The 18,219-nt window shown below is 35.0% G+C and carries 31 protein-coding genes; 18 read left to right on the top strand and 13 right to left on the bottom strand.

The window, feature by feature from the left end; translation table 11 throughout:
* The first annotated feature begins 18 nt into the window (after positions 1–18).
* The gene (locus ACYIAJ_RS01250; protein WP_483557976.1) at positions 19–270 is read left to right on the top strand and encodes an ogr/Delta-like zinc finger family protein; all 252 of its coding nucleotides are present in this window, start codon (positions 19–21) and stop codon (positions 268–270) included.
* Here the strand turns inward: ACYIAJ_RS01250 and ACYIAJ_RS01245 are convergent.
* The 10 genes from ACYIAJ_RS01245 to ACYIAJ_RS01200 form a co-directional block, all read right to left on the bottom strand.
* A complete protein-coding gene (locus ACYIAJ_RS01245) occupies positions 257–427 on the bottom strand; it encodes a hypothetical protein (protein WP_483557978.1) in 171 nt (56 codons plus the stop codon). The genes ACYIAJ_RS01250 and ACYIAJ_RS01245 overlap by 14 nt on opposite strands.
* A 184-nt stretch (positions 428–611) precedes the next feature.
* Positions 612–809, bottom strand: coding sequence for a hypothetical protein (locus ACYIAJ_RS01240; protein WP_483557980.1), 198 nt, complete (start codon positions 807–809; stop codon positions 612–614).
* Positions 810–1,102: 293 nt separating this feature from the next.
* Complete coding sequence (locus ACYIAJ_RS01235; protein WP_483564193.1) at positions 1,103–3,202, bottom strand: replication endonuclease; 2,100 nt, start codon at positions 3,200–3,202, stop codon at positions 1,103–1,105.
* A gap of 1 nt (position 3,203) precedes the next feature.
* On the bottom strand, positions 3,204–3,467 hold the full coding sequence (locus ACYIAJ_RS01230; protein WP_483564192.1) for a DUF3850 domain-containing protein: 264 nt from the start codon (positions 3,465–3,467) through the stop codon (positions 3,204–3,206).
* Positions 3,467–3,670, bottom strand: a complete 204-nt coding sequence (locus ACYIAJ_RS01225) for a hypothetical protein (protein WP_483564191.1) — start codon at positions 3,668–3,670, stop codon at positions 3,467–3,469. Before ACYIAJ_RS01225 ends, ACYIAJ_RS01230 begins: the two co-directional genes overlap by 1 nt.
* A gap of 22 nt (positions 3,671–3,692) precedes the next feature.
* On the bottom strand, positions 3,693–4,508 hold the full coding sequence (locus ACYIAJ_RS01220) for a DNA adenine methylase (RefSeq protein ID WP_483564190.1): 816 nt from the start codon (positions 4,506–4,508) through the stop codon (positions 3,693–3,695).
* Positions 4,509–4,558: 50 nt separating this feature from the next.
* Complete coding sequence (locus ACYIAJ_RS01215; RefSeq protein WP_483564189.1) at positions 4,559–4,984, bottom strand: hypothetical protein; 426 nt, start codon at positions 4,982–4,984, stop codon at positions 4,559–4,561.
* Positions 4,968–5,192: a TraR/DksA C4-type zinc finger protein gene (locus ACYIAJ_RS01210; protein WP_065585295.1), complete on the bottom strand. Its 225-nt coding sequence runs from the start codon at positions 5,190–5,192 to the stop codon at positions 4,968–4,970. The genes ACYIAJ_RS01215 and ACYIAJ_RS01210 overlap by 17 nt, the downstream gene beginning before the upstream one ends.
* The gene (locus ACYIAJ_RS01205; protein ID WP_483564188.1) at positions 5,192–5,404 is read right to left on the bottom strand and encodes a DUF2732 family protein; all 213 of its coding nucleotides are present in this window, start codon (positions 5,402–5,404) and stop codon (positions 5,192–5,194) included. Before ACYIAJ_RS01205 ends, ACYIAJ_RS01210 begins: the two co-directional genes overlap by 1 nt.
* Positions 5,405–5,749 (bottom strand): hypothetical protein, encoded by a 345-nt coding sequence (locus ACYIAJ_RS01200; protein WP_483564187.1) that lies wholly within the window; start codon positions 5,747–5,749, stop codon positions 5,405–5,407.
* Between the two features lie 114 nt (positions 5,750–5,863).
* On the opposite strand from ACYIAJ_RS01200, the gene ACYIAJ_RS01195 reads away from it, so the two are divergent.
* Positions 5,864–6,067, top strand: a complete 204-nt coding sequence (locus ACYIAJ_RS01195; RefSeq protein ID WP_483564186.1) for a hypothetical protein — start codon at positions 5,864–5,866, stop codon at positions 6,065–6,067.
* Here the strand turns inward: ACYIAJ_RS01195 and ACYIAJ_RS01190 are convergent.
* Genes ACYIAJ_RS01190 through ACYIAJ_RS01180 form a run of 3 tightly spaced genes read right to left on the bottom strand, consistent with a single transcriptional unit; the run spans position 6,045 to position 6,666 of the window.
* Positions 6,045–6,245: a hypothetical protein gene (locus ACYIAJ_RS01190; protein ID WP_483564185.1), complete on the bottom strand. Its 201-nt coding sequence runs from the start codon at positions 6,243–6,245 to the stop codon at positions 6,045–6,047. The two genes, ACYIAJ_RS01195 and ACYIAJ_RS01190, sit on opposite strands and share 23 nt — an antisense overlap.
* Positions 6,246–6,273: 28 nt before the next feature.
* Positions 6,274–6,417, bottom strand: a complete 144-nt coding sequence (locus ACYIAJ_RS01185) for a hypothetical protein (RefSeq protein WP_483564184.1) — start codon at positions 6,415–6,417, stop codon at positions 6,274–6,276.
* Positions 6,418–6,420: 3 nt separating this feature from the next.
* Positions 6,421–6,666 (bottom strand): hypothetical protein, encoded by a 246-nt coding sequence (locus tag ACYIAJ_RS01180; RefSeq protein WP_483564183.1) that lies wholly within the window; start codon positions 6,664–6,666, stop codon positions 6,421–6,423.
* 152 nt (positions 6,667–6,818) lie between these two features.
* Between ACYIAJ_RS01180 and ACYIAJ_RS01175 the strand changes: the two genes are divergently transcribed.
* The 16 genes from ACYIAJ_RS01175 to ACYIAJ_RS01100 all read left to right on the top strand — a co-directional run bounded on the left by ACYIAJ_RS01175 (position 6,819) and on the right by ACYIAJ_RS01100 (position 18,075).
* The gene (locus ACYIAJ_RS01175) at positions 6,819–7,184 is read left to right on the top strand and encodes a helix-turn-helix transcriptional regulator (RefSeq protein ID WP_483564182.1); all 366 of its coding nucleotides are present in this window, start codon (positions 6,819–6,821) and stop codon (positions 7,182–7,184) included.
* Between the two features lie 15 nt (positions 7,185–7,199).
* The gene (locus tag ACYIAJ_RS01170) at positions 7,200–8,153 is read left to right on the top strand and encodes a hypothetical protein (RefSeq protein ID WP_483564181.1); all 954 of its coding nucleotides are present in this window, start codon (positions 7,200–7,202) and stop codon (positions 8,151–8,153) included.
* A 9-nt stretch (positions 8,154–8,162) separates the two neighbouring features.
* Positions 8,163–9,164: a phage integrase gene (locus ACYIAJ_RS01165; RefSeq protein WP_483558004.1), complete on the top strand. Its 1,002-nt coding sequence runs from the start codon at positions 8,163–8,165 to the stop codon at positions 9,162–9,164.
* 880 nt (positions 9,165–10,044) lie between these two features.
* A complete protein-coding gene (locus ACYIAJ_RS01160; RefSeq protein ID WP_483558006.1) occupies positions 10,045–10,374 on the top strand; it encodes a DMT family transporter in 330 nt (109 codons plus the stop codon).
* A gap of 345 nt (positions 10,375–10,719) precedes the next feature.
* On the top strand, positions 10,720–11,415 hold the full coding sequence (locus ACYIAJ_RS01155; protein WP_483558008.1) for a hypothetical protein: 696 nt from the start codon (positions 10,720–10,722) through the stop codon (positions 11,413–11,415).
* A gap of 423 nt (positions 11,416–11,838) precedes the next feature.
* Positions 11,839–12,060 carry a hypothetical protein gene (locus ACYIAJ_RS01150; RefSeq protein WP_483558010.1) on the top strand — a complete coding sequence of 74 codons (222 nt, stop codon included), beginning with the start codon at positions 11,839–11,841 and terminating at the stop codon, positions 12,058–12,060.
* 47 nt (positions 12,061–12,107) lie between these two features.
* The gene (locus tag ACYIAJ_RS01145) at positions 12,108–12,305 is read left to right on the top strand and encodes a hypothetical protein (RefSeq protein WP_483558424.1); all 198 of its coding nucleotides are present in this window, start codon (positions 12,108–12,110) and stop codon (positions 12,303–12,305) included.
* Positions 12,306–12,365: 60 nt separating this feature from the next.
* Positions 12,366–12,629 (top strand): hypothetical protein, encoded by a 264-nt coding sequence (locus tag ACYIAJ_RS01140; protein WP_483558405.1) that lies wholly within the window; start codon positions 12,366–12,368, stop codon positions 12,627–12,629.
* A gap of 178 nt (positions 12,630–12,807) precedes the next feature.
* Entirely contained in the window at positions 12,808–13,089 is a 282-nt protein-coding gene (locus ACYIAJ_RS01135) for a polymorphic toxin type 50 domain-containing protein (protein ID WP_483558012.1), read from the top strand.
* Positions 13,090–13,178: 89 nt separating this feature from the next.
* Complete coding sequence (locus ACYIAJ_RS01130) at positions 13,179–13,382, top strand: hypothetical protein (RefSeq protein WP_483558014.1); 204 nt, start codon at positions 13,179–13,181, stop codon at positions 13,380–13,382.
* Positions 13,383–13,776: 394 nt separating this feature from the next.
* The gene (locus ACYIAJ_RS01125) at positions 13,777–14,238 is read left to right on the top strand and encodes a hypothetical protein (RefSeq protein WP_483558016.1); all 462 of its coding nucleotides are present in this window, start codon (positions 13,777–13,779) and stop codon (positions 14,236–14,238) included.
* 58 nt (positions 14,239–14,296) lie between these two features.
* Complete coding sequence (locus tag ACYIAJ_RS01120) at positions 14,297–14,401, top strand: hypothetical protein (RefSeq protein WP_483558017.1); 105 nt, start codon at positions 14,297–14,299, stop codon at positions 14,399–14,401.
* 334 nt (positions 14,402–14,735) lie between these two features.
* Entirely contained in the window at positions 14,736–15,608 is an 873-nt protein-coding gene (locus ACYIAJ_RS01115) for a VENN motif pre-toxin domain-containing protein (RefSeq protein WP_483564180.1), read from the top strand.
* A gap of 11 nt (positions 15,609–15,619) precedes the next feature.
* A complete protein-coding gene (locus tag ACYIAJ_RS01110) occupies positions 15,620–15,925 on the top strand; it encodes a cytidine deaminase-like fold-containing protein (RefSeq protein ID WP_483558020.1) in 306 nt (101 codons plus the stop codon).
* Positions 15,918–16,322, top strand: coding sequence for a DUF6911 family protein (locus tag ACYIAJ_RS01105; protein ID WP_483558022.1), 405 nt, complete (start codon positions 15,918–15,920; stop codon positions 16,320–16,322). The genes ACYIAJ_RS01110 and ACYIAJ_RS01105 overlap by 8 nt, the downstream gene beginning before the upstream one ends.
* A gap of 592 nt (positions 16,323–16,914) precedes the next feature.
* Complete coding sequence (locus ACYIAJ_RS01100; protein WP_483558024.1) at positions 16,915–18,075, top strand: hemagglutinin repeat-containing protein; 1,161 nt, start codon at positions 16,915–16,917, stop codon at positions 18,073–18,075.
* Positions 18,076–18,219 lie beyond the last annotated feature (144 nt).

The raw sequence follows: 18,219 nt of genomic DNA, 5'->3' as shown, positions 1-18,219 counted from the left end.
TAGATATGAGGTAATAACATGAGCCGAACCCCTTTATTACTTTGCCCCGAATGTGGCCAAAAAGCCGTAATCACAAAAACCGCCCGCACTCACAAGCTGCTAAATTATCAATATTGTTCATGCTCAGATCCAGAGTGCGGTTTAACGTTTAGAATTAAATCAGAATTTGACAGAGTGTTAAGCCCAAGCGCTAAGGGCTTGGATAGGTTAAATGCGTATTTAGCCAGCCGAGGTAATCAACTGGCTTTTGATGTGATTAATCCTGCTTAGTTTTGGTTTTGTCAATATCTTTCATTTTTAATAATATTTCATGCAACAAACATAAGCCAATTTTTATATCATTTTTTGATAACTCAGCATCAATCATTAATTTGTTTAAAAATTCGGCTTGCTCTAACTTAATGCTATTTATTGTTATTTGATCCATTTTTTTCATCCTTTAATAACTGTACATAAATACAGTATATTTATACGGCCATCACTTGGCAAGAAAAAATTAAAAAAATGTGATCAATGTCTAACTATCTGATTTTTATTACATAAAACCATATAAAGCATTTGGCGGTAAACTGAACAAGGTTGAATTTACCGCCCAAAAAATTCACTCAGTTTTATTCATATTGTTCTATTACTGAATGCAATAAATCCGCAATACAGCAAATTATAACCATAAAATCGGCAGGGGTTGAATGTGCATTGATGCAATTACGGGCGATTGTTTCGGCTTGTTCGATTTTTGCAAAATTATTTAGATGGATGATAACGTTTTCTGATGTGTCAACTGTTGTAAGTTGGTTAAAGTTTTTCATAGTATTTACCTTTGTATAATAAATTAAGTAAACACCGCCAACAAGGTCAATTATTGGTGGTGAACTGAACAAGGTTGACCTTACCGCCTACAAAGAAAACGGCGCTTCTTTCGAAGCCCTTGCCCAGCCCACCATAGAATAGGTATGACTAAGCGCGCATAAAAATACCGCTTTGAGCGGTTATGCTCTTTGTAAGTTTCAAGAGGTCAATCTTGACGTTAGATTTTGCTAACGTATTTTTACTATATATCGGTTTTACTTTTATTGTCAACATGTGTATTTATCCCAAATTATCAAAAATCAAACTCAACAAAATCATTTTTAACGGGCTTTTTAGGCCGGCTTGGCGAATTGCTAACGATGAGATGCACACCGTCCAAAGTGTTATCTAATTTTAAATATTGGTTGTGGCTAATTTTTATACTTTCACGTAAATAAAGCTTGTTTATGGTGAAATTATCATCAGGAAGACCGATTGTTTTTAATTGTTTTCTAATTTCTTCACGCTGATCGTCTAGAGGTGATTTTTTAACCTCCGTACAGTTATTGACAGAACTCCGAGCGTCGCTATCGCTCCTATTTTTAGAAACAATAGCCCACTTTATTAAACGAGTGCATATAAAAGAAGCCATGCCGATGATAGGGGAAAATACCCCCTTAATCTTTTTGATGTCTTCTTCAAATTGGTTTTGAGCTTCTTCGTACGAAATCCTTACCCTCAGCTCTTTACGTTTAACCATAGCACCGCCTTGTAACTGAGTGTAAGCAGCCCAGTCGCCAGCATCTGCCGCGGCAAGCACAGGGTCGATTGCTGGGCTTTCGACCTTTTGACTGCCAAGTCTACGAAGTTCACGCCAAACCGTTACGGGTGCGCCGCCAATTTGTTGGAATTGACGAATACCCCAACGGCTAGCCCAAGCCGTTACGTTCTTCGCCATTTCTTTTAGATTTTGCCCGGTTTCGTCATCGACCTCGCTGTCAAGCTGATAACCATCAATATTTTTAGAGATATATTTAGCAATGTAACCCGTTGCCGAACCTTTCTCTTTTTCGATATTTTCAAACTTAAAGCGGGCGTACTGCGCACCTTGTTCGCCGCCGTCTTCTTCTAGTGCATAGGTTTGCATAATTTCATAAACTTGCTGTTTGTGTTCTGGTAGCATAAAAACTAAAATATGCCAATGCGGCGTACCGTCGTGATGTGGCTCAGCAACTCTAAACCCAAAAATTTTTATACGCTCTCTGTTTAGCTTTGCTCGAATTTTTGCCCATACGCCGCATAAATAACGCTGCGTGTCCCGTGGTGTGCAGCCGTTCCAGTTTTTGACAAACCCACCTTTGGCATGTACGGAGTGATATTTTGACGGCGCAGTCAATGTTATAAATGCTCCTTCATAGCCGAATTCATCCGCAATATCTTCAAACCCACGCATACGGACCATTAATTCGCAACGGCGAATAGCAGGGTTGGCATTGGATTTATCGACCTGTAAAACAAGTTCAAATTGCTCGCCTGTTTCAGTATTTTCTATACATTGATTTTTGAGCCATTCCCGATTTTTCCTTTTTTGCTCTTTCCATTCACCCACGCAAGTACGGCTTGCGTATGGACTAGCGTGCTTTTGCACTTGCCCAGCAGCAATGGCTAAATGCTCACGTTGAAAACCCCATTTCCGCTTTAATCTGCTTTGCCACCATTTGTTATCTGATAATTTTGCCAAAGCGATAACAATTTGCTGTTCGTTGATTTCACCTTTCTTATAATCGGCGTAGTAAGGTGCTGTAATTTTTAACGGTTTGAGTTGCTCTAATGCAAATTTATAGATAGCTAATTCGTGGCTATTTTCACCCGCACAACTTAACTTAAATTCGTCGGTTTCTAAAAACTTGATAATTAGATTGTGCATATAGCCGGCAATCTTTCCGGCAAGCTCTTCAACGTCGATTTTGTCTAAAGTTGGTAATATCGATAGCTGTTTATAGAATTCCTGTACAATCAGGCTTTTTCCTGCATTTTCGATTGCGTATTGCTGCTGCACTTCGGTGCAACGAATTAGCCCGCAGGTGCGTAAATAGGTATTAGCAACTTTTGAGCCTTTTTCTTGATATATTGTTAAGTATTTTCTAGCGAAGTACCTGCCAATAAACAAAGGGGAATCACTAAAATACGGGTGAAAATAATCATACTCATGCGGTATGTGCTCCCATAACGGGCGCTCAATAATAGTCAATTCTTTGGGTGGTCTGCGACTGGTTGCGTATTGCGATTTTGGCTGAATGTGCTTTGTTGGTAAAAACTTGCCGATCGTGTCGTAAAAATCACGCATAGCTAAAAGCAGGGCAGATTTAGCCCTGTTGCTGATTGGTGGTAGGTTTTGCGTGATCGTGGTCATGTTATTCTTGTGCTGATGTTAACTGACTATCTTTGACAAAACTAAGCATTACATAGCCTTTCTGTAGATATTTTTCATCTTCTAATATGTGAGAAATGTATCGACGAATTTTGCGGCACGTATAATTGCCACTGGCAAACTCGTGTAAACACAGCACATCACCTACGTTATAATTACGATCGTTGATACGTAATTCTGCTGTTTTTCTTCCCGCTAAAATCGCTTCAAAATGTTCTGTTTGAATTTTTAAGTTATGTAATTTCATTATCTAGCCTCTAAATACCTGCTACGTTTTTTATTACGCATCTTTTTAGCCGCTCGGCGAGCTTTTGCTATACCCGTGGGCGTGTGGGCAGATTTGCCTTTCCCTTTACCTTGCTTTATTGCCTGATACATTGGCTTAGCACGTATAGCACTAATTAAACGTGAAAATGTCTTAAACACCTGTCTAAATGCTTCTCTCATCATTTTGTTAGTTCCTTTTGTGGCGTTAAATCATTCCGGGCGATAACACGCCAATAATTTCTTTTGCGGGCTGACGATTACCGTTTGCTGCCACTGACCGCGGTGCGTCTATTGAGTGAAGTTTAAAACGGTGGAATATGTCACGCGTGGCACTATTGTCGCAGTTTGAAATAATTGCGGTTGCGCCTCGTGAAACGGCATCATACAAACAGTTAGCCAATAGCTCGGTGTCTGAGTAACAAAAACCTGACGGCGTATAACCAACAAAGCTATCTTTATGTTTAGTTAGATATGGCGGATCGCAATAGATAACCGATCCGGCACCCGCCAGCCCAATCGTTTGCGTGAAATCACAGCAGAGTAAAGAGACATCGGAATAAAGTAATTTATTACTAAAATTAATCATTTCCGCACCCGGAAAATAAATATTTTTATGTTTTCCTTTCGGGACATTAAATTCCCCTTTTTTGTTATAACGGCACATCCCGTTAAATCCATGTCGATTTAAATAGATAAACTGAGCCGCTAACTTTACCGTCCCCCTAAATTTTGGGTGATTAAATTGATTTCGAATATCGTAAAAATCATTTTCTGTATCAAATAACTCTTTAGTCGTGTTATATAGCTTTGCTAAATCATATTTTAGCCACGAATATATATTGATTAAATCGTGACTACTATCAGCCAAAATATAGCTTTTAGCTGATACATTAATAAAAACATTGCCTGCGCCGACAAAAGGTTCAATGAATTGACAATCTTTTGGGAAGTGAGGCAATAACTTATCTATAATTCGGCCTTTACCTCCCGGCCATTTTAAAAAGGACTTTTCTACACACATTTTTTTGAACCTTAAAGATTTGGGGCTAATCGCCCCGATTGATTATTGATTTATTCTGCTTCGACTTCTTTGATTTCAAACTCAAGAATATCTGTGTAGTTATTAACCGCGGAATCATATAAACCGATTGCTTCACAAACAATCGCATCGCTACCGCTCGCAATAGCAAAGATTGTTGCACACTTTAATTCTTTTGCTCGCTCTTTAGAGATGCTCATTACTCGCACGCCATACCCCGCAATTAACTCAAACTGATGATCATCTATATTTATAACTTTAATTGTTTTGCAAGATTTATTTTCAAATTCACAAAGCATCTGCTTTTCTCCTTTATTTTTTGTTTTAAGTAGCGGTGTTTCACGCTGAAAACACCAAGATTTTTCAAAGTGATCCGCCAGTTCTTGCAGTTCCGCAAGTATGCGGACGTGCTGTGGGGTATAACCCATGGCGGATCGCAATTTATTTACTAACCCCATGCTTTACCTCGTGCTCTTCTTTTTGCTGACAATAAACACACAAACTACAACCCGGCACGGCGTCACGTCTTGCCTCCGGTATCGGCTCGCCACATTCACAGCAATAAAGTGATGATTTGCCGGTGTAAACCTTTGCACTTGCATTTTTCACAGCCGCGGCAGCAACTGTTTCAATGTGTGCTTGTGCGATATCTGCTAAATCTGCCATTAAATATTTTCCCGTTGTTGTGATCGAATGGCTTCGGCTTCTTGTTCTAGTAGCTCGGCAGATTCGGTCGGTGTTAAGTAGTTAGTGCGGATATGTGTAGCTAGTCGTTCCAGTTTTGCAGTGAATACATCACATAACCCGCTTTTAGTTTCGTCTTTAGCTTTATTTAGGGCTTGCAATAATGCATCGCCCGATAATGCTGTCATGTTCATTTATGCCACCTTTTTAGTTTCTTTTTTAAAATCTTCTTCTTCACATAATGCGAATGCATCAATAATTGCTTGCAACCGACGTAAACCTTTCTTTAGATCGTCGACCTCTTTATCTGTCAGATTGTCATATTGCATTTGCCAAGCATGAGTAAATTGACTGTCTGAGTTATAAATTTCAGTTGTGCGCAATTCGATGCCAGACGCACTCAGCAATAAACGTTTTTGCCCGGGCTTTAAATTGTTAAAAGCCGATCTGGCCAAACTGCGCTTACCGCTTAATATCTGATAAAACTCACGCAAAAAACTGCGTGGCTCAATAGTTTGATTATTTTGCATTGTGTTCATGTAACCCCCTGCAATGGCTAGGATTGAGTGCGCCTAGCCTCGCACTTCTTTTTTGTTCCCCAACAAAAAAAGAACCTGTTATAATCAAATTCCCCAACAAAAAGAGGAAATAAAATGCCGTACGAAGTTAAAAATGCTGTTCTTAGCGGCTCAGATGAAGTTATTGCCTTAAAATTAGCTTTGTCTGTGCTTGCTAATAAATTATTGTCAAAAAAGGATGTTGAAGATCTTGCTAGTCAATTGAGAAACACGCAGATTCAACAATGCATTTTGTTAGCCGATGAAATCGAACAATTTAAATGTTCTGACAAGTGTTGATTTCAACTGATTCAACTTTTTTAAAGTTGGGCTTGTAATGTTTATTCACTTTTTCAAAAGCCGTCATCAACTCATCAGCAAGTGAAATAGGATCGAAGTGCAGATTTTCTGCACTTTTTAATATTGCTTGCTTTATCATTCTGCATTCCCAATCAGCAATCGATTCATGTTCAAACATAATTACCCCCTTTTATTTATTGATTTGGTTAATCCGCAATTAGCTTTTTATGTAACTTAATTACCTGCCCGTTTGATTTTTCAATCCAACCTTTCGGGTTGTGCATGTTGATTTGAATATCGATCGGGGTTGGTTGCTGTGTGGTCTTTTTTAAATAGAATGAGTGAGCCATGGCTTAAACCTCAAAAATTAAATTGATTCGTCTTTTACTTTCCAATGCTGCACCCGCCGAAATGTCGAACATATTAATCAGCGTACGGGTACGGCTTGATTTTTCTGAAACAGGTTTCTTCTTGACCGGAAGCTCCCCTTTTTTGACATATTTTTTAACTGTTTCAAGAGGTAAACCGGAAAGCTCAGCATAGCGTTCGACAGTTACCCAAGGTCCAAATTTTAAAGTTATTGAAATTGGCTCGCTCATAGTGCATTATGTCCTTTTTGGAATTATTGACCTTTATTAACTCTTATTGACACCTTTTTGATGTCGTTTTGCGTTTTTTAATAGTAATTCACATCGTATTGCGTTGTCAATATAAAAAGCATCGAAATGCGTTTTTTGTTTATGGAAAAAAAATGATTAAGTTTGATAATAGTAGAAACGTAATAAACAGAATTCTTTCTGCATATAAATTAAAAACTGTTAAATCACTAGCAGATAGATGGGATATTACGGCCAGCGTTATAGGTAGTAGGGTTCAAAGAAATACGTTTCCCTCTGATTTTGTAATTAAATGCATATTAGATACCGGTGCAGATCTTAACTGGCTTTGCACGGGCGAGGGTGAGCCAAACATCGACGGTATCAAAACAGAAAAAAAATCAATTGAACTATCAAGCGAAGCGTTAGAAAAACTAGAACGAATTGCCGCACTAAAAAACAGTGGTGCTATTACTGATGATGAGTATCAATTATTGAAGAGTAGTATTTTTAAGAACTAAAAAGGAATGGAAAGCATGAAAAAAAAATTTACTTCTGGGCGTGTGCTTATCGCCAGTTTTTTAATTCTTATTTTTTGCATACTAATGCCAAACAAAAATGGCAATGAACCTTATGTATTGGTTGCTTTTTTAGGTCTTTTCTCCATTCTTGCCATACCTGTATCTTTTATTTTGTGGGTTATAAAAACAGTGAAAACAAGAAATAATCCACAACAACAAAACACCCAACCCATTGAAACAAACCCAGCAGAGAAAACCTCCTTTTTTGCGAAAATCAACCAAAAATTAGAAGAGCATAGACAGCAAAAAGCATTAGAGAGAGCAGAGCGTCTTAGAATTATAGAGGAAGAAAAATACAAAGAGCAAAATTTTGAAAGCATGAATTATAAAATGATAGATGGCGTGGCGGTTATCTGGGAGGGAGAAACTAAGCCCGCATCATTTAGAATTTATGATAATAAACAAAGGTTAGAGGGTGTCATTACAAAACTAACCTTAAATAAGGATGGGCGATTTTATATAACATTAACGGATCCAGAAAAAGGCACCAAAATCGTTACAGACGAAAGAGAGTTAGAAACAATGATACTTATAGGATCAACACGATACGAATTTACAGATTTATGTAGAAAAGTGTTAAAAATAGATCTTAGTGAAATGTTTGGGTTTGCAAACTTTGTAAGAGACGAATTATATAAACCTCGCCTTATGTTGGTATTTGAACCACCGCAACAAGTAACTTTTTCGCACCGTATATCGGGTGAAACGATAAGGGATTTGTTCACGGTTAGAGAATATTACAAAAGCAATAGTAACGAAGAATATTTAAAAGTAAATGTAACATCTACTAATAAAGAGTTAATGGTACCAGTTAACAAAATAACAACAATGATTCAATTAGAAGACGGTAAAAAAATTAAGCTTGATGAATGGTTAAAAAATATTTGTAAGGCCAAAGAATCTAATTAGTGATTAATAATGACAGTAAGAAAAAAAAATGACGGCAAGTGGCTGTTTGAAAAATATTTAGATGGAGGCAGACGCATTCGCAAAACATTTGCAACAAAAGGCGAAGCGTTAGCTTATGAAAGCTATATCGAAGAACAAGCAGCAACAAAACCTTGGATTGCTGAAAAGCAAGATCGGCGGCGGTTGTCAGATCTGATCGAGCTGTGGCACAACGCACACGGTAAAACACTGAGTGACGGCGAAAATGTTTATACTACGTTGTTATTTATTGCAGATAGTATAAATAACCCAATTGCTACAAACTTTACCGCCAAAGATTTTACAGAATACAGATCTAAACGGCTCAGCGGTGAAATTTATCGAACTGAGCGAGTTAAGACGGTTTCACAAAGAACGTTAAACTTAGAGCTAACTTATGTTAAAGCAATGTTTAACGAACTGATCCGGTTGGGCGAATGGACATTAAAAAACCCAGTTGATCGCATTCGACAATTTAGAATTGACGAGCAAGAAATGGCATATCTAACGACGGAGCAAATAAAAAAATTGTTAGCGTCAGCAAAAGAAAGCAAAGCCAAAGATTTGTTAACGATTATTAAAATATGCTTAGCAACAGGAGCAAGGTGGAGCGAAGCCGAATCGTTGCAAGATAAGCAAGTAAGAAATCAGTCAATTACATATTTAAAAACAAAAGGCAAGAAAAACCGGACAATACCGATTGACAAACCATTGTTTGACGAAATCAACAAAAAGAAAGGGACGTTATTTACTCCGTGTTACTCAGCTTTCCGTTCTGCAATTAAACGCGCACAAATAGAATTACCCGATCGTCAACTGTCCCATGTCTTACGCCACACTTTTGCCAGTTACTTTATGATGAATGGTGGTAATATTTTAGTATTACAAAAAATACTAGGGCACACAGATATCAAAATGACGATGCGCTATGCACATTTTGCCCCTGACCATTTTGAAGACGCTATAAAATTAAACCCTTTCAATAACATTTAAATGGCGGTTAAATGGCGGTTGAGTTGCCCCTTATTAACCTTTAACGACCTTTATCGACATTATAAAATATTGATTTATTTGTAAGTTATTGATTTTAAAGGTGTATGCAAGGAACTCTTAATCAATTGGTCGCGGGTTCGATCCCCTCACAACCCACCATTCCTTAATTTTAACGTTTATCTAATCGCTAATCAAAATAAAAACATCACAAAATATCGATTAAAAAACTTATAAAAAAAGAGGGCTAACCCTCTAATTCAGTATAAAAGACTTATAAACCTATTATTTTTAATCTTGAATGTGGGGAAAGGCAATCATCATATACTTGTTTATCATCAGAAATTTTACATGTTTGTTTTAATTCTTCTATCAAACTGCTTTTAGTATTACCTATAATTTAATCAGAACAACAGAGCTAACAGATATTTTTTATAGCTAGAAGGATAGGTACATCAATATGTAAGGAATCATATAAAATAAAAAAAACAGCACGTAAAAGTCATTTAATCTTGTTTTTAGAAGTAAAAGTGCAGGCTCGCATTTTAAAAATAAAAAGGCACTACAAAGTGCCTTATTTTTAGGTATAATAATGGTTATTATATAGAAATAGCGGATCTATTTTGGTATATAGTGTTATTTATATTTTTTTGATAATTAATAAGTTATTTTTAAAATAGAAGCCTAAGCTATCATAAAGATCTTTCTTTTCAAGCGTTAATAGCTATCTATCTTTACCTTTCTATCATAATTAATGATATCAAAATAAGGCAACAAAATATTGTTTTTATCTATTAACGTTCAACTGTTAATTAGATATTGATTTCTCTAAAATTTTAATTTTAGATAGTCAGCTTTTTATTTGACGATTATAGGTATTAATATGAACTCATATTTATTACTTTTTTTTGCAATTATTTGTGAAGTTATTGCAACTTCTTCATTGAAATTATCCGATGGTTTTACCAATATCACCTATTCCATTATTACTATTTTGGGCTATAGTGCTTCGTTTTATCTACTTTCGTTAGCATTAAAAACCATTCCTGTTGGTATTGCATATGCTATCTGGTCTGGAATCGGAATTGTGTTAATAAGCTTAATTGCATGGATCTTTTTAAAACAAACGTTGGATCTAGCTGCGTTAATTGGCATGGGGTTTATCATGTTTGGTGTTGTGATTATTAATTTATTTTCGAAAGTGGCACACTGATTCATCATTTATTAAAATCGCTTCTATCGCAGTAAATCTTAGTTGATCTGAGCTGTTTCCTTTTTATTGTCTTTGGGGTATCTACCCTAATTGATATTATAAGGTAACCTTTTCATTGCTGTAATACGATTAACAGCCTAGTGGTATTGTTTGTCATTGGATGTTTTTTTGTTTATTTCAATAAAACAGTATGTTATAAATATATATTGTTGTTAAATGTCAATGAAGATATTACTTAATGAAAAGAGAACAAAAAAATTCTTAACTAATTGTAATCAAATAGTCGATGATAAAAACAGCGAAATCTATTTACACTGTTGTTAGTTGCTTATATAAGGAATAATGATGAAATTTTTAAAATTATTTATTTTAAGTGTTAGTTGTTTTATTTTAATTGCTTGTTCTAGCAAAAGGGAACCATTACCTAAAACAAAAACGGTTAGTACAGATACTATAGTTTTAAATAATGGTTCAACAATCAATTTTATAACTGAAAATGCTATTAATGGGCAAGTAGTAGAAGATACTAATAACTATCTAAATATAGTGACACGAGGTGATACCGCTCAAGTAGTAGGTGTAAAAGTTGTTCAATTTGCAACTTCTTTATTTACCTTAAATTCAGGTTCAATTAGCAGTTTTACAAAAGAAGAGTTAAAAGGCAAATATATCGAGTCAGTTCCTAATAAAACGATGGACATTTTAACGCCTGAATTGTATGCAATATTAAAAAAGATAAATGCAAATAAAGACAAAAATAATACAGTCACAGTTCAACCTTACAAATTTAAACTAATTTATGATGGGTTAACTGATAATAAGTATAATTTTATTTATACAACATATATTCGTTCTAACAATTTTGAGTTTGTTTGTTCAGATAAAGATTTAGCTTTAGATGACAGAGTTAAACCTTTTGGTGATTGGGAAATGAACAATTATCAGTTAGTACAAGATGTAACATTAAAAGCAATAAATACTTGTATGGATCGATTAAAACTGCATAAAAATATTACCGAACTTGAAAAAGCTTTAAATTAGCTATACCATCATAACTGCTAAATATTTTTTAACTAAATCATAAAATTTAGGACTCACTCTAGACTTTATGTATTTGCCAGTGAAAGTGACAGTTAATTCTGTCACTGAATTCTATTATTAATTTTTTTAATTGCCAATTTTTGCTTAGTATACACTTTAGTGATTATTATTTTTATGCACCATGGTAGCAAATAAAGTCTACTTGCTGTATTGCTTATTGTGCAATATCTTCTTCTATTTAAAACATAAAAAACACACTATTTACCCACAAAAAATCAGTCAGGAAAGGTATTGATTTTATTGAAGTTTTTTGCTGCTTTTTTTGAATTTTTTTATGCTAGCAAACGTGGTTTTGATATCAAGGTCGGTACAATGACTTGAAAGGGGCTGTGATAGCATCAGAAGCCGAGGACAAGAGCAAAAGTGAACGGTTCGACGACGCATTCAACGGTATCGGAAGGGACGATAATTATCCGCAACAAAGACGACCAAAAACAGGATATTAACGAATTAAGTCGAGATACCGAGCATGCGAATAACTCACTCAAACCGATATTTAACAAACAAAAAAAGCTAGACAAATTAGAATTGGTAGAGCTAATCAAAGCTTCACTGAAGCTGATAAACAAAACTTCAGTGCGTTAACTCAATTAGCGATGGGGCTCTATCAACCTCAGTGGGTGGTTGGAGATGTGGGTGACATAAGCACCTCAATTGCTGCGAGTAAAAATGCGGTTGGGAATAATTCTGCAGGAATGCTAGTATGGGAGAATGCAACAATACTCAATGAACAGTCAAAGCTTGCGGAATTATGTGATGGAGATGGTAAAAAAGTCATTGCATATGTTCAAGGTGAAGGGAGAGGACTGTACATTGGAGTTGTGATGTAGGTGTTGTCACTAAAATGACGGTAAAGTTATTGCGACCATTTTAAGACGGAGTGAAAAGTGATGAAGTGGATATATCCTGATGTTGTTGATAAATTGAAAAAAAAATGTGATTCTTTTTTAAACAAAAAAATTGGGGTGGAAGAAATACAATCTAGCATTTATGAGGCTGAACACCAAATTCTAGCATTAGAAGAGAAATGGTTAAGGGAATTACTTTTTGATGCAGAAAATCAAATTGAATTAAATCGTTATACGATAGATAGCGATAATTTAGAGCTATCTGTCGAACCCATCATTAAGAATATAATAACAAAAATATCATAGTGGTAATAATACCTAGATAACAAGCAGGGATCTTTCTTGTTGTTTTTAGAACCGGTATGCAAGTTCAATAATTAACTTGTTTTGCTCAATTGCTGAAAAGGGAGCGAAAAGTAGTAATTCGTCCATAAAACCAGGTACTAATTTTGCACCAGATGCAAATCCGAATTTAACTGTTAATATGAATCAACAAAATAAACATATTGTTGGAACGAATGAACATAAAACTGCAAACGCTAGTTCTTCTACCCCTAGAAGTACTATTGATCCTAATATTGATGTTCAAAAACTGGTTAATGATTATGCAGGAACAGAAAGAGAAATTCCGACTAAAAAAACTCTAGGAACACCAAGTTCAAAAGAAGTGATATCAACTAATAAAATAATTGGACAGTGTTATGATGTAATTACTAAATCTTTTACTCCAACAACTTTCAGAAAGATTAGAACAAGTATTTATTAATAATTATTGTGGTGGAGTTGATGATGCAGCTTGTACTCAGAAAAGGCAAGAACGAGTTATTAATAATTTAAAAACAATAGGTGGTCTAATTGTTAGATTTTACGCCAGTGGTTGGTGATATAAAAGGATTTGCTGAAGCTGAGGATAGTATCGATTATGTCATTGCAACTGTTGGATTAATACCTGGTTTAGGTGATGTTGTTGGTAAGATCCTAAAAGAAGCTAAAGTGGCATTAAAATTAGGTGATAAAAAAAAGCAAGTGAGTTGGTTCAAGAGGCTCAGAATAAAGTAAAAGCTCTTGATGTTGGTTCTTATAGAGAACTAAAAGCTAATGAGGTAGTTGGTGATATGTTGGAGCATGACCATATTCCATCTTTTGCGGCATTGAAGAAAGTATAGGAAGCTCGACTCGGACGTCCTTTAACTCCTACAGAGTCAAAGAAACTTTATAATGAGGCTACAACAGTAGAAGTTCCTAGAGATGTTCATCAAAAAAGGCCTATTTATAGTAGTAAAAATACACCGGAACAAATTCAAAAAGATGCGACAGATCTTTGTGGTGCTGTTTGTCGAGATACTGATGCATTACGTAAAAATATGATTGAAAAGGGTTATGATCCAAAGCAAGTTGAAGATGCGATAAATAAGATAATAGCTCGTAATAAAAAAATGGGGATTTATTGATAATGATAGAATGGCAAAAGTTTGTTAATGCATTAGGATATGCTGAAATATCAGAAGAGTTTTTGAAGTTAGAAAACTCTATTGGTGAAAAACCTGAAATTTCTGAGGATCCTATTGAATACAATGATCCAGATCAAACTAAATATTATGAATTTTTTCGTACAGGTATTCTTATTGGTTTTAGAAAACAACACTTAAATCATATTCAATTTTTTTTTAAGGCAGAAAATAATTATTCGATATATAAAGGAAAATTATTTAGAGAAATAGATGGCAATTATACTGAAAAAATGATTATTGAATTATTAGGAAATCCATCAAAAAAAGGAGGAAATGAGCAAAGTCCTTTTTTGGGTTATATAAATTCTTGGGTATTATATGATATGGGGTCTTATACTATACATTTTGAATTTACAAAAAATGAAGTTCTTAGTTTAGCTACAATAGCTGTGTTATCAGTTTGATTGTTTTGATTCAGTTCTGCGATCTTTATCGCAGAACTAAACTAATTATTTACTGATTATGGATGGTTGTGAGCTTGAAGATTATGAAAGCCTATTACCTGAACAGCTAGAAAGCAGAATTGATGAATTAATTATTAGTTTAGTTAATATGATAAAAAATTAGCCTAAATTTGGTCGAATGATCGATAAAGATATCAATGTTAAATAAAGAGTATTAGCTCAAACTTAATCTGACAATCCTGACACTATATCAGTTTATTCGTTATTAAAAGTGACATTTAATACTGTCACTAAATTCTATAATTAATTTTTTAATTGTTAATTTTGGCTTAGCATCAATTTTTAGCCATTATTGTTTTCATGCGTCATTGTAGTAAATAATGGACACCTGTTGTATTGCCCATTGAGCCATATTTCTTTCTATTTAAAACATAAAAACATACTATTTACCTACAAAAAATCGCTCAAAAAAAGATATTGATTTTATTTAAGTTTTTGTGCTGGCCGTAACGGTGATATCGTCAGAAGCGAAAGATACCAGCAAAAACAAACTTGACACGGGCACAATCAGCTTTAGTGATATCGAAAACAAAGCGAGTTTTGATGTTAGCCACGTATCGGTCCGTGGTGGCACTGGCGGTGCAAGTGCTCCGTGGATAGCCGAGCAGATAAAACTGCACACAGGGTATATGGATAAAGACGGCACTTGGGTGAGTGATAATGAAACGGCAAGATTAGTATCTCATGCTATACTGGGTGCGGTGGTAGCTGAATTACAAGGTAACTCAGGGATAGTCGGTGGAGCAAGTGCCGTAGGAGGTGAGCTGGCGGCAAAAGTCATCTTAGATAACCTCTATGGTGGAAAAGACATCAAAGACCTCACTGAAGCTGAAAAACAAAACATCAGTGCGTTAACTCAATTAGTGATGGGACTATCAACCGCAGTAAGTGGCGGAGATGCAGGAGACATCAGCACCTCGATAGCTGCGAGTAAGAATGCGGTTGAGAATAATTATTTAAATGTATCAGAAGATAAAAAGAGAAAAGATGCACAGGCCCAATTAGACCTAATTGAAAAAGGAATAATGATTGTTTCGGATGACCGAAAACAAGAACTACAAGGTCAAGTCGCTATATTAAGTGCTTTGGATGAACAACGAAATGAAATTTTAAATACGGTTTGCCAGAATTTAAGTTCATCAGAATGCAGTGCAGCCAGAGCAGATCTACAAGCAGCATACGATAGTTATTTTAAAACGATCAAACCAGAAGATTATATAGCCTATAATGATGCTTATTCTAACTATACTAAGTACTATGATGGTTATAAACAAATCAAACAGCACGGGCAGCAGATAAAGCAAATGTAGATCAACTTACATTGATAAATGATAGAGTAACTAATAAAGAGATAAGTTCAGGTAAGCCTTATCCTAATGGAAATATGGCTACAGCCTATGCCGAAATAGGAGCGATTCAACAAGCTCACGATGCAGGTTTGGCCAAGGGCGCTGATTTGAATATCAATGTAAGTGGGAAAGATGTTTGTAGTTATTGCAAAGGTGATATAGCTGCAGCAGCTAAATCAGTAACAATTAAAGCTATAGATGACAAAACAGGATTACCTAAGACATATATATGGAAGTCAGGAATGAAATCCATAAGAGAGGTGAAAAATAATGATTAAATTTGAGTTAGGTGGATATTTCTTTGAGAGAAATAGACGTATTCAATTACCGATAGTCAAAAAACCATCAATTGATGAGTTAGATAATTATTTGAATATTTTTAAATATAATTCTGGTGTATCCATTTTAGATAATGATCAAGAAGATAATAATACTCCTTATAAAATGATTCTTTATTCAGATAACCAACATTATTTAGTAATGTTGGAGACAATATTACAGAATGGTAATCTAGAGGTTAGAACATTCTTTAATCAATGTGAATCTTCTAAGATTATGCTCATATTAAACGAACCATATAATAGTTCATTAGTAATCCAAGACTTTTTTTTGGTTAAAAGAGTTTTTAGTGAGTTTTTTATTCATGGTGATGTTAGTCGAGAACTATTGAAATAGACCCTATAAATAAATTTGTGTATTTGCTGATTTTTAAACTACGCTATTGAGTAAAAAAGAGGTAAATACAAATGGACTGTAGAAAAACACTGAGCTGTTTACACTTCATGATTAAACTCATTCACTAAAAACATATAAACTTATTTTGTCAAATTTTGCTTGATATGCTAGTTATTACTCAGTTTATCTAAACAAAAATTTTATTTAAAAAATAAAACAGTGTTATTTTGTCAAAACTTTCATGAGTGTGCTGTATTTATGTAAAAAAACCTAAAAAAATCATGTTTAATACCGACAAATAAATATTCTCTCGTTTGCTGTTTGGTTTGCTTTTTAAGTAAAGGAAAATCTTTGGTATCAACCTGTCGCATTTCACATAGGTAGGTTTTGTTATCGCCTTTAGCCAAATTAGTAACGGTGATTTTTCTTGATGATATCAGCACCCTATCGCTTGTTTGTAATAGGGTGTTAATTTTGTTTTTTATGGATATACATTACCGTAATACTAATTTAAATGGTATAAATAAATTTTAGGAAAACAACGAGTTATTTACACGGTTACCATTCAGATTTAGAACAATATCAAGCATTGATGGATGCCGGAATTCGTTTTGCCAATGATTATGGAATTGTTCCCGGCGTTGAATTATCGGCTGAGCAGATGAAAGCCTTAACGACTGACATCGTGTTATTAGTGAAAAAAACTATCAATGTTGATGGTCAATCCATGGATGTGTTAGTGCCACAAGTTTATGTGGTTAATCGGCCACAGCTGGGTAGCGATGGGGCATTAATTGCAGGCGAAAATGTATTTATTAAAGGTGATGAGCTTAACAGCAATGGTTTAATAAACGCCAAGAACGATATTTTATTAGAAGGGCATAACGTCACTAATAAAGGGACGATTTATGGGGATAGAGTTGCTATTAATGCAAAAAACGACATTACCAATTATGGCAAATTGGTGGGCGATAAGTTGGTTTATTTATCGGCAGATAATGACATCAACCTATTATCAAGCACGCGCACGCAAACTCGCGGTCGCAACTTAACCACCAATATTGACCAAAGTAGTATTATCCAAGTGAATAATGGCAATATTGTGATAGATGCCGGTCGTGATATTAATACAAAAGCGGGATGGATAATAAATAATGGCGAGACGGGTAATGCCTGGTTACAAGCCGGTCACGATATCAAGTTCAACACGGCTGATATTGAAGAAAAATTAGATTTTAGGGTCAAAAAGGACTACCGCAAAACCGATGAAAAAAGCGTTGTAGGTACAGAGATAAGTGCCATTAATAATGTGATGCTTATTGCGGGTAACGATATAAACGCCAAAACAGTTGATATTGTTGCAGGCAATCATTTAGGATTTCACGCTGATAACGACATATCCATCGGAGCATCGGAAGAACGATTTGAGTTAGATGAGTTTCACAAGAGAAAAAAGAAAGGCTTTTTAAATAAGAGTACTACAACAACGCGTACTCAGATAGACAACACCACCCAAAAAGGCAGTGAGCTTTATGGTGATAGTGTTACTATTGATGCTGGAAAGGGGACGAATATAATTGATAGTAATAAATTTAATTATCTTTTTGGCAACTCAACCAGTAATGCACATAATGCAGCTAGATCAAATCAGCTTGCTTTAGAAATGAAAAGACTTGGAATTTTTAATGATGTACAAGGACAACAACTATTAGAAAATCACTTCCAATTAACTACTCAAGGAACAAAAATATAGTAAATAGTTTTTCAAACTCACATGGTACTTTTGAAGTAAGGCAATCATTACTTATAGGGCCGTCAGGAAAAGCAACAATGCTAGAAACTACATTCCAAGTTATGCCTGATGGTTCTAGGCGATTTGTAACAACTATTCCAAAAA

Source organism: Gilliamella sp. X-46, assembly GCF_057063525.1.
This window is presented reverse-complemented; position numbering and strand designations above follow the sequence as displayed.

Coding starts and splice junctions, on each gene's coding strand:
- ACYIAJ_RS01250 (WP_483557976.1), top strand. CDS start 19: ATGAGCCGAACCCCTTTATTACTTTGCCCCGAATGTGGCCAAAAAGCC.
- ACYIAJ_RS01245 (WP_483557978.1), bottom strand. CDS start 427: ATGGATCAAATAACAATAAATAGCATTAAGTTAGAGCAAGCCGAATTT.
- ACYIAJ_RS01240 (WP_483557980.1), bottom strand. CDS start 809: ATGAAAAACTTTAACCAACTTACAACAGTTGACACATCAGAAAACGTT.
- ACYIAJ_RS01235 (WP_483564193.1), bottom strand. CDS start 3,202: ATGACCACGATCACGCAAAACCTACCACCAATCAGCAACAGGGCTAAA.
- ACYIAJ_RS01230 (WP_483564192.1), bottom strand. CDS start 3,467: ATGAAATTACATAACTTAAAAATTCAAACAGAACATTTTGAAGCGATT.
- ACYIAJ_RS01225 (WP_483564191.1), bottom strand. CDS start 3,670: ATGATGAGAGAAGCATTTAGACAGGTGTTTAAGACATTTTCACGTTTA.
- ACYIAJ_RS01220 (WP_483564190.1), bottom strand. CDS start 4,508: ATGTGTGTAGAAAAGTCCTTTTTAAAATGGCCGGGAGGTAAAGGCCGA.
- ACYIAJ_RS01215 (WP_483564189.1), bottom strand. CDS start 4,984: ATGGGGTTAGTAAATAAATTGCGATCCGCCATGGGTTATACCCCACAG.
- ACYIAJ_RS01210 (WP_065585295.1), bottom strand. CDS start 5,192: ATGGCAGATTTAGCAGATATCGCACAAGCACACATTGAAACAGTTGCT.
- ACYIAJ_RS01205 (WP_483564188.1), bottom strand. CDS start 5,404: ATGAACATGACAGCATTATCGGGCGATGCATTATTGCAAGCCCTAAAT.
- ACYIAJ_RS01200 (WP_483564187.1), bottom strand. CDS start 5,749: ATGAACACAATGCAAAATAATCAAACTATTGAGCCACGCAGTTTTTTG.
- ACYIAJ_RS01195 (WP_483564186.1), top strand. CDS start 5,864: ATGCCGTACGAAGTTAAAAATGCTGTTCTTAGCGGCTCAGATGAAGTT.
- ACYIAJ_RS01190 (WP_483564185.1), bottom strand. CDS start 6,245: ATGTTTGAACATGAATCGATTGCTGATTGGGAATGCAGAATGATAAAG.
- ACYIAJ_RS01185 (WP_483564184.1), bottom strand. CDS start 6,417: ATGGCTCACTCATTCTATTTAAAAAAGACCACACAGCAACCAACCCCG.
- ACYIAJ_RS01180 (WP_483564183.1), bottom strand. CDS start 6,666: ATGAGCGAGCCAATTTCAATAACTTTAAAATTTGGACCTTGGGTAACT.
- ACYIAJ_RS01175 (WP_483564182.1), top strand. CDS start 6,819: ATGATTAAGTTTGATAATAGTAGAAACGTAATAAACAGAATTCTTTCT.
- ACYIAJ_RS01170 (WP_483564181.1), top strand. CDS start 7,200: ATGAAAAAAAAATTTACTTCTGGGCGTGTGCTTATCGCCAGTTTTTTA.
- ACYIAJ_RS01165 (WP_483558004.1), top strand. CDS start 8,163: ATGACAGTAAGAAAAAAAAATGACGGCAAGTGGCTGTTTGAAAAATAT.
- ACYIAJ_RS01160 (WP_483558006.1), top strand. CDS start 10,045: ATGAACTCATATTTATTACTTTTTTTTGCAATTATTTGTGAAGTTATT.
- ACYIAJ_RS01155 (WP_483558008.1), top strand. CDS start 10,720: ATGAAATTTTTAAAATTATTTATTTTAAGTGTTAGTTGTTTTATTTTA.
- ACYIAJ_RS01140 (WP_483558405.1), top strand. CDS start 12,366: ATGAAGTGGATATATCCTGATGTTGTTGATAAATTGAAAAAAAAATGT.
- ACYIAJ_RS01135 (WP_483558012.1), top strand. CDS start 12,808: ATGAATCAACAAAATAAACATATTGTTGGAACGAATGAACATAAAACT.
- ACYIAJ_RS01125 (WP_483558016.1), top strand. CDS start 13,777: ATGATAGAATGGCAAAAGTTTGTTAATGCATTAGGATATGCTGAAATA.
- ACYIAJ_RS01120 (WP_483558017.1), top strand. CDS start 14,297: ATGGATGGTTGTGAGCTTGAAGATTATGAAAGCCTATTACCTGAACAG.
- ACYIAJ_RS01105 (WP_483558022.1), top strand. CDS start 15,918: ATGATTAAATTTGAGTTAGGTGGATATTTCTTTGAGAGAAATAGACGT.
- ACYIAJ_RS01100 (WP_483558024.1), top strand. CDS start 16,915: ATGGATGCCGGAATTCGTTTTGCCAATGATTATGGAATTGTTCCCGGC.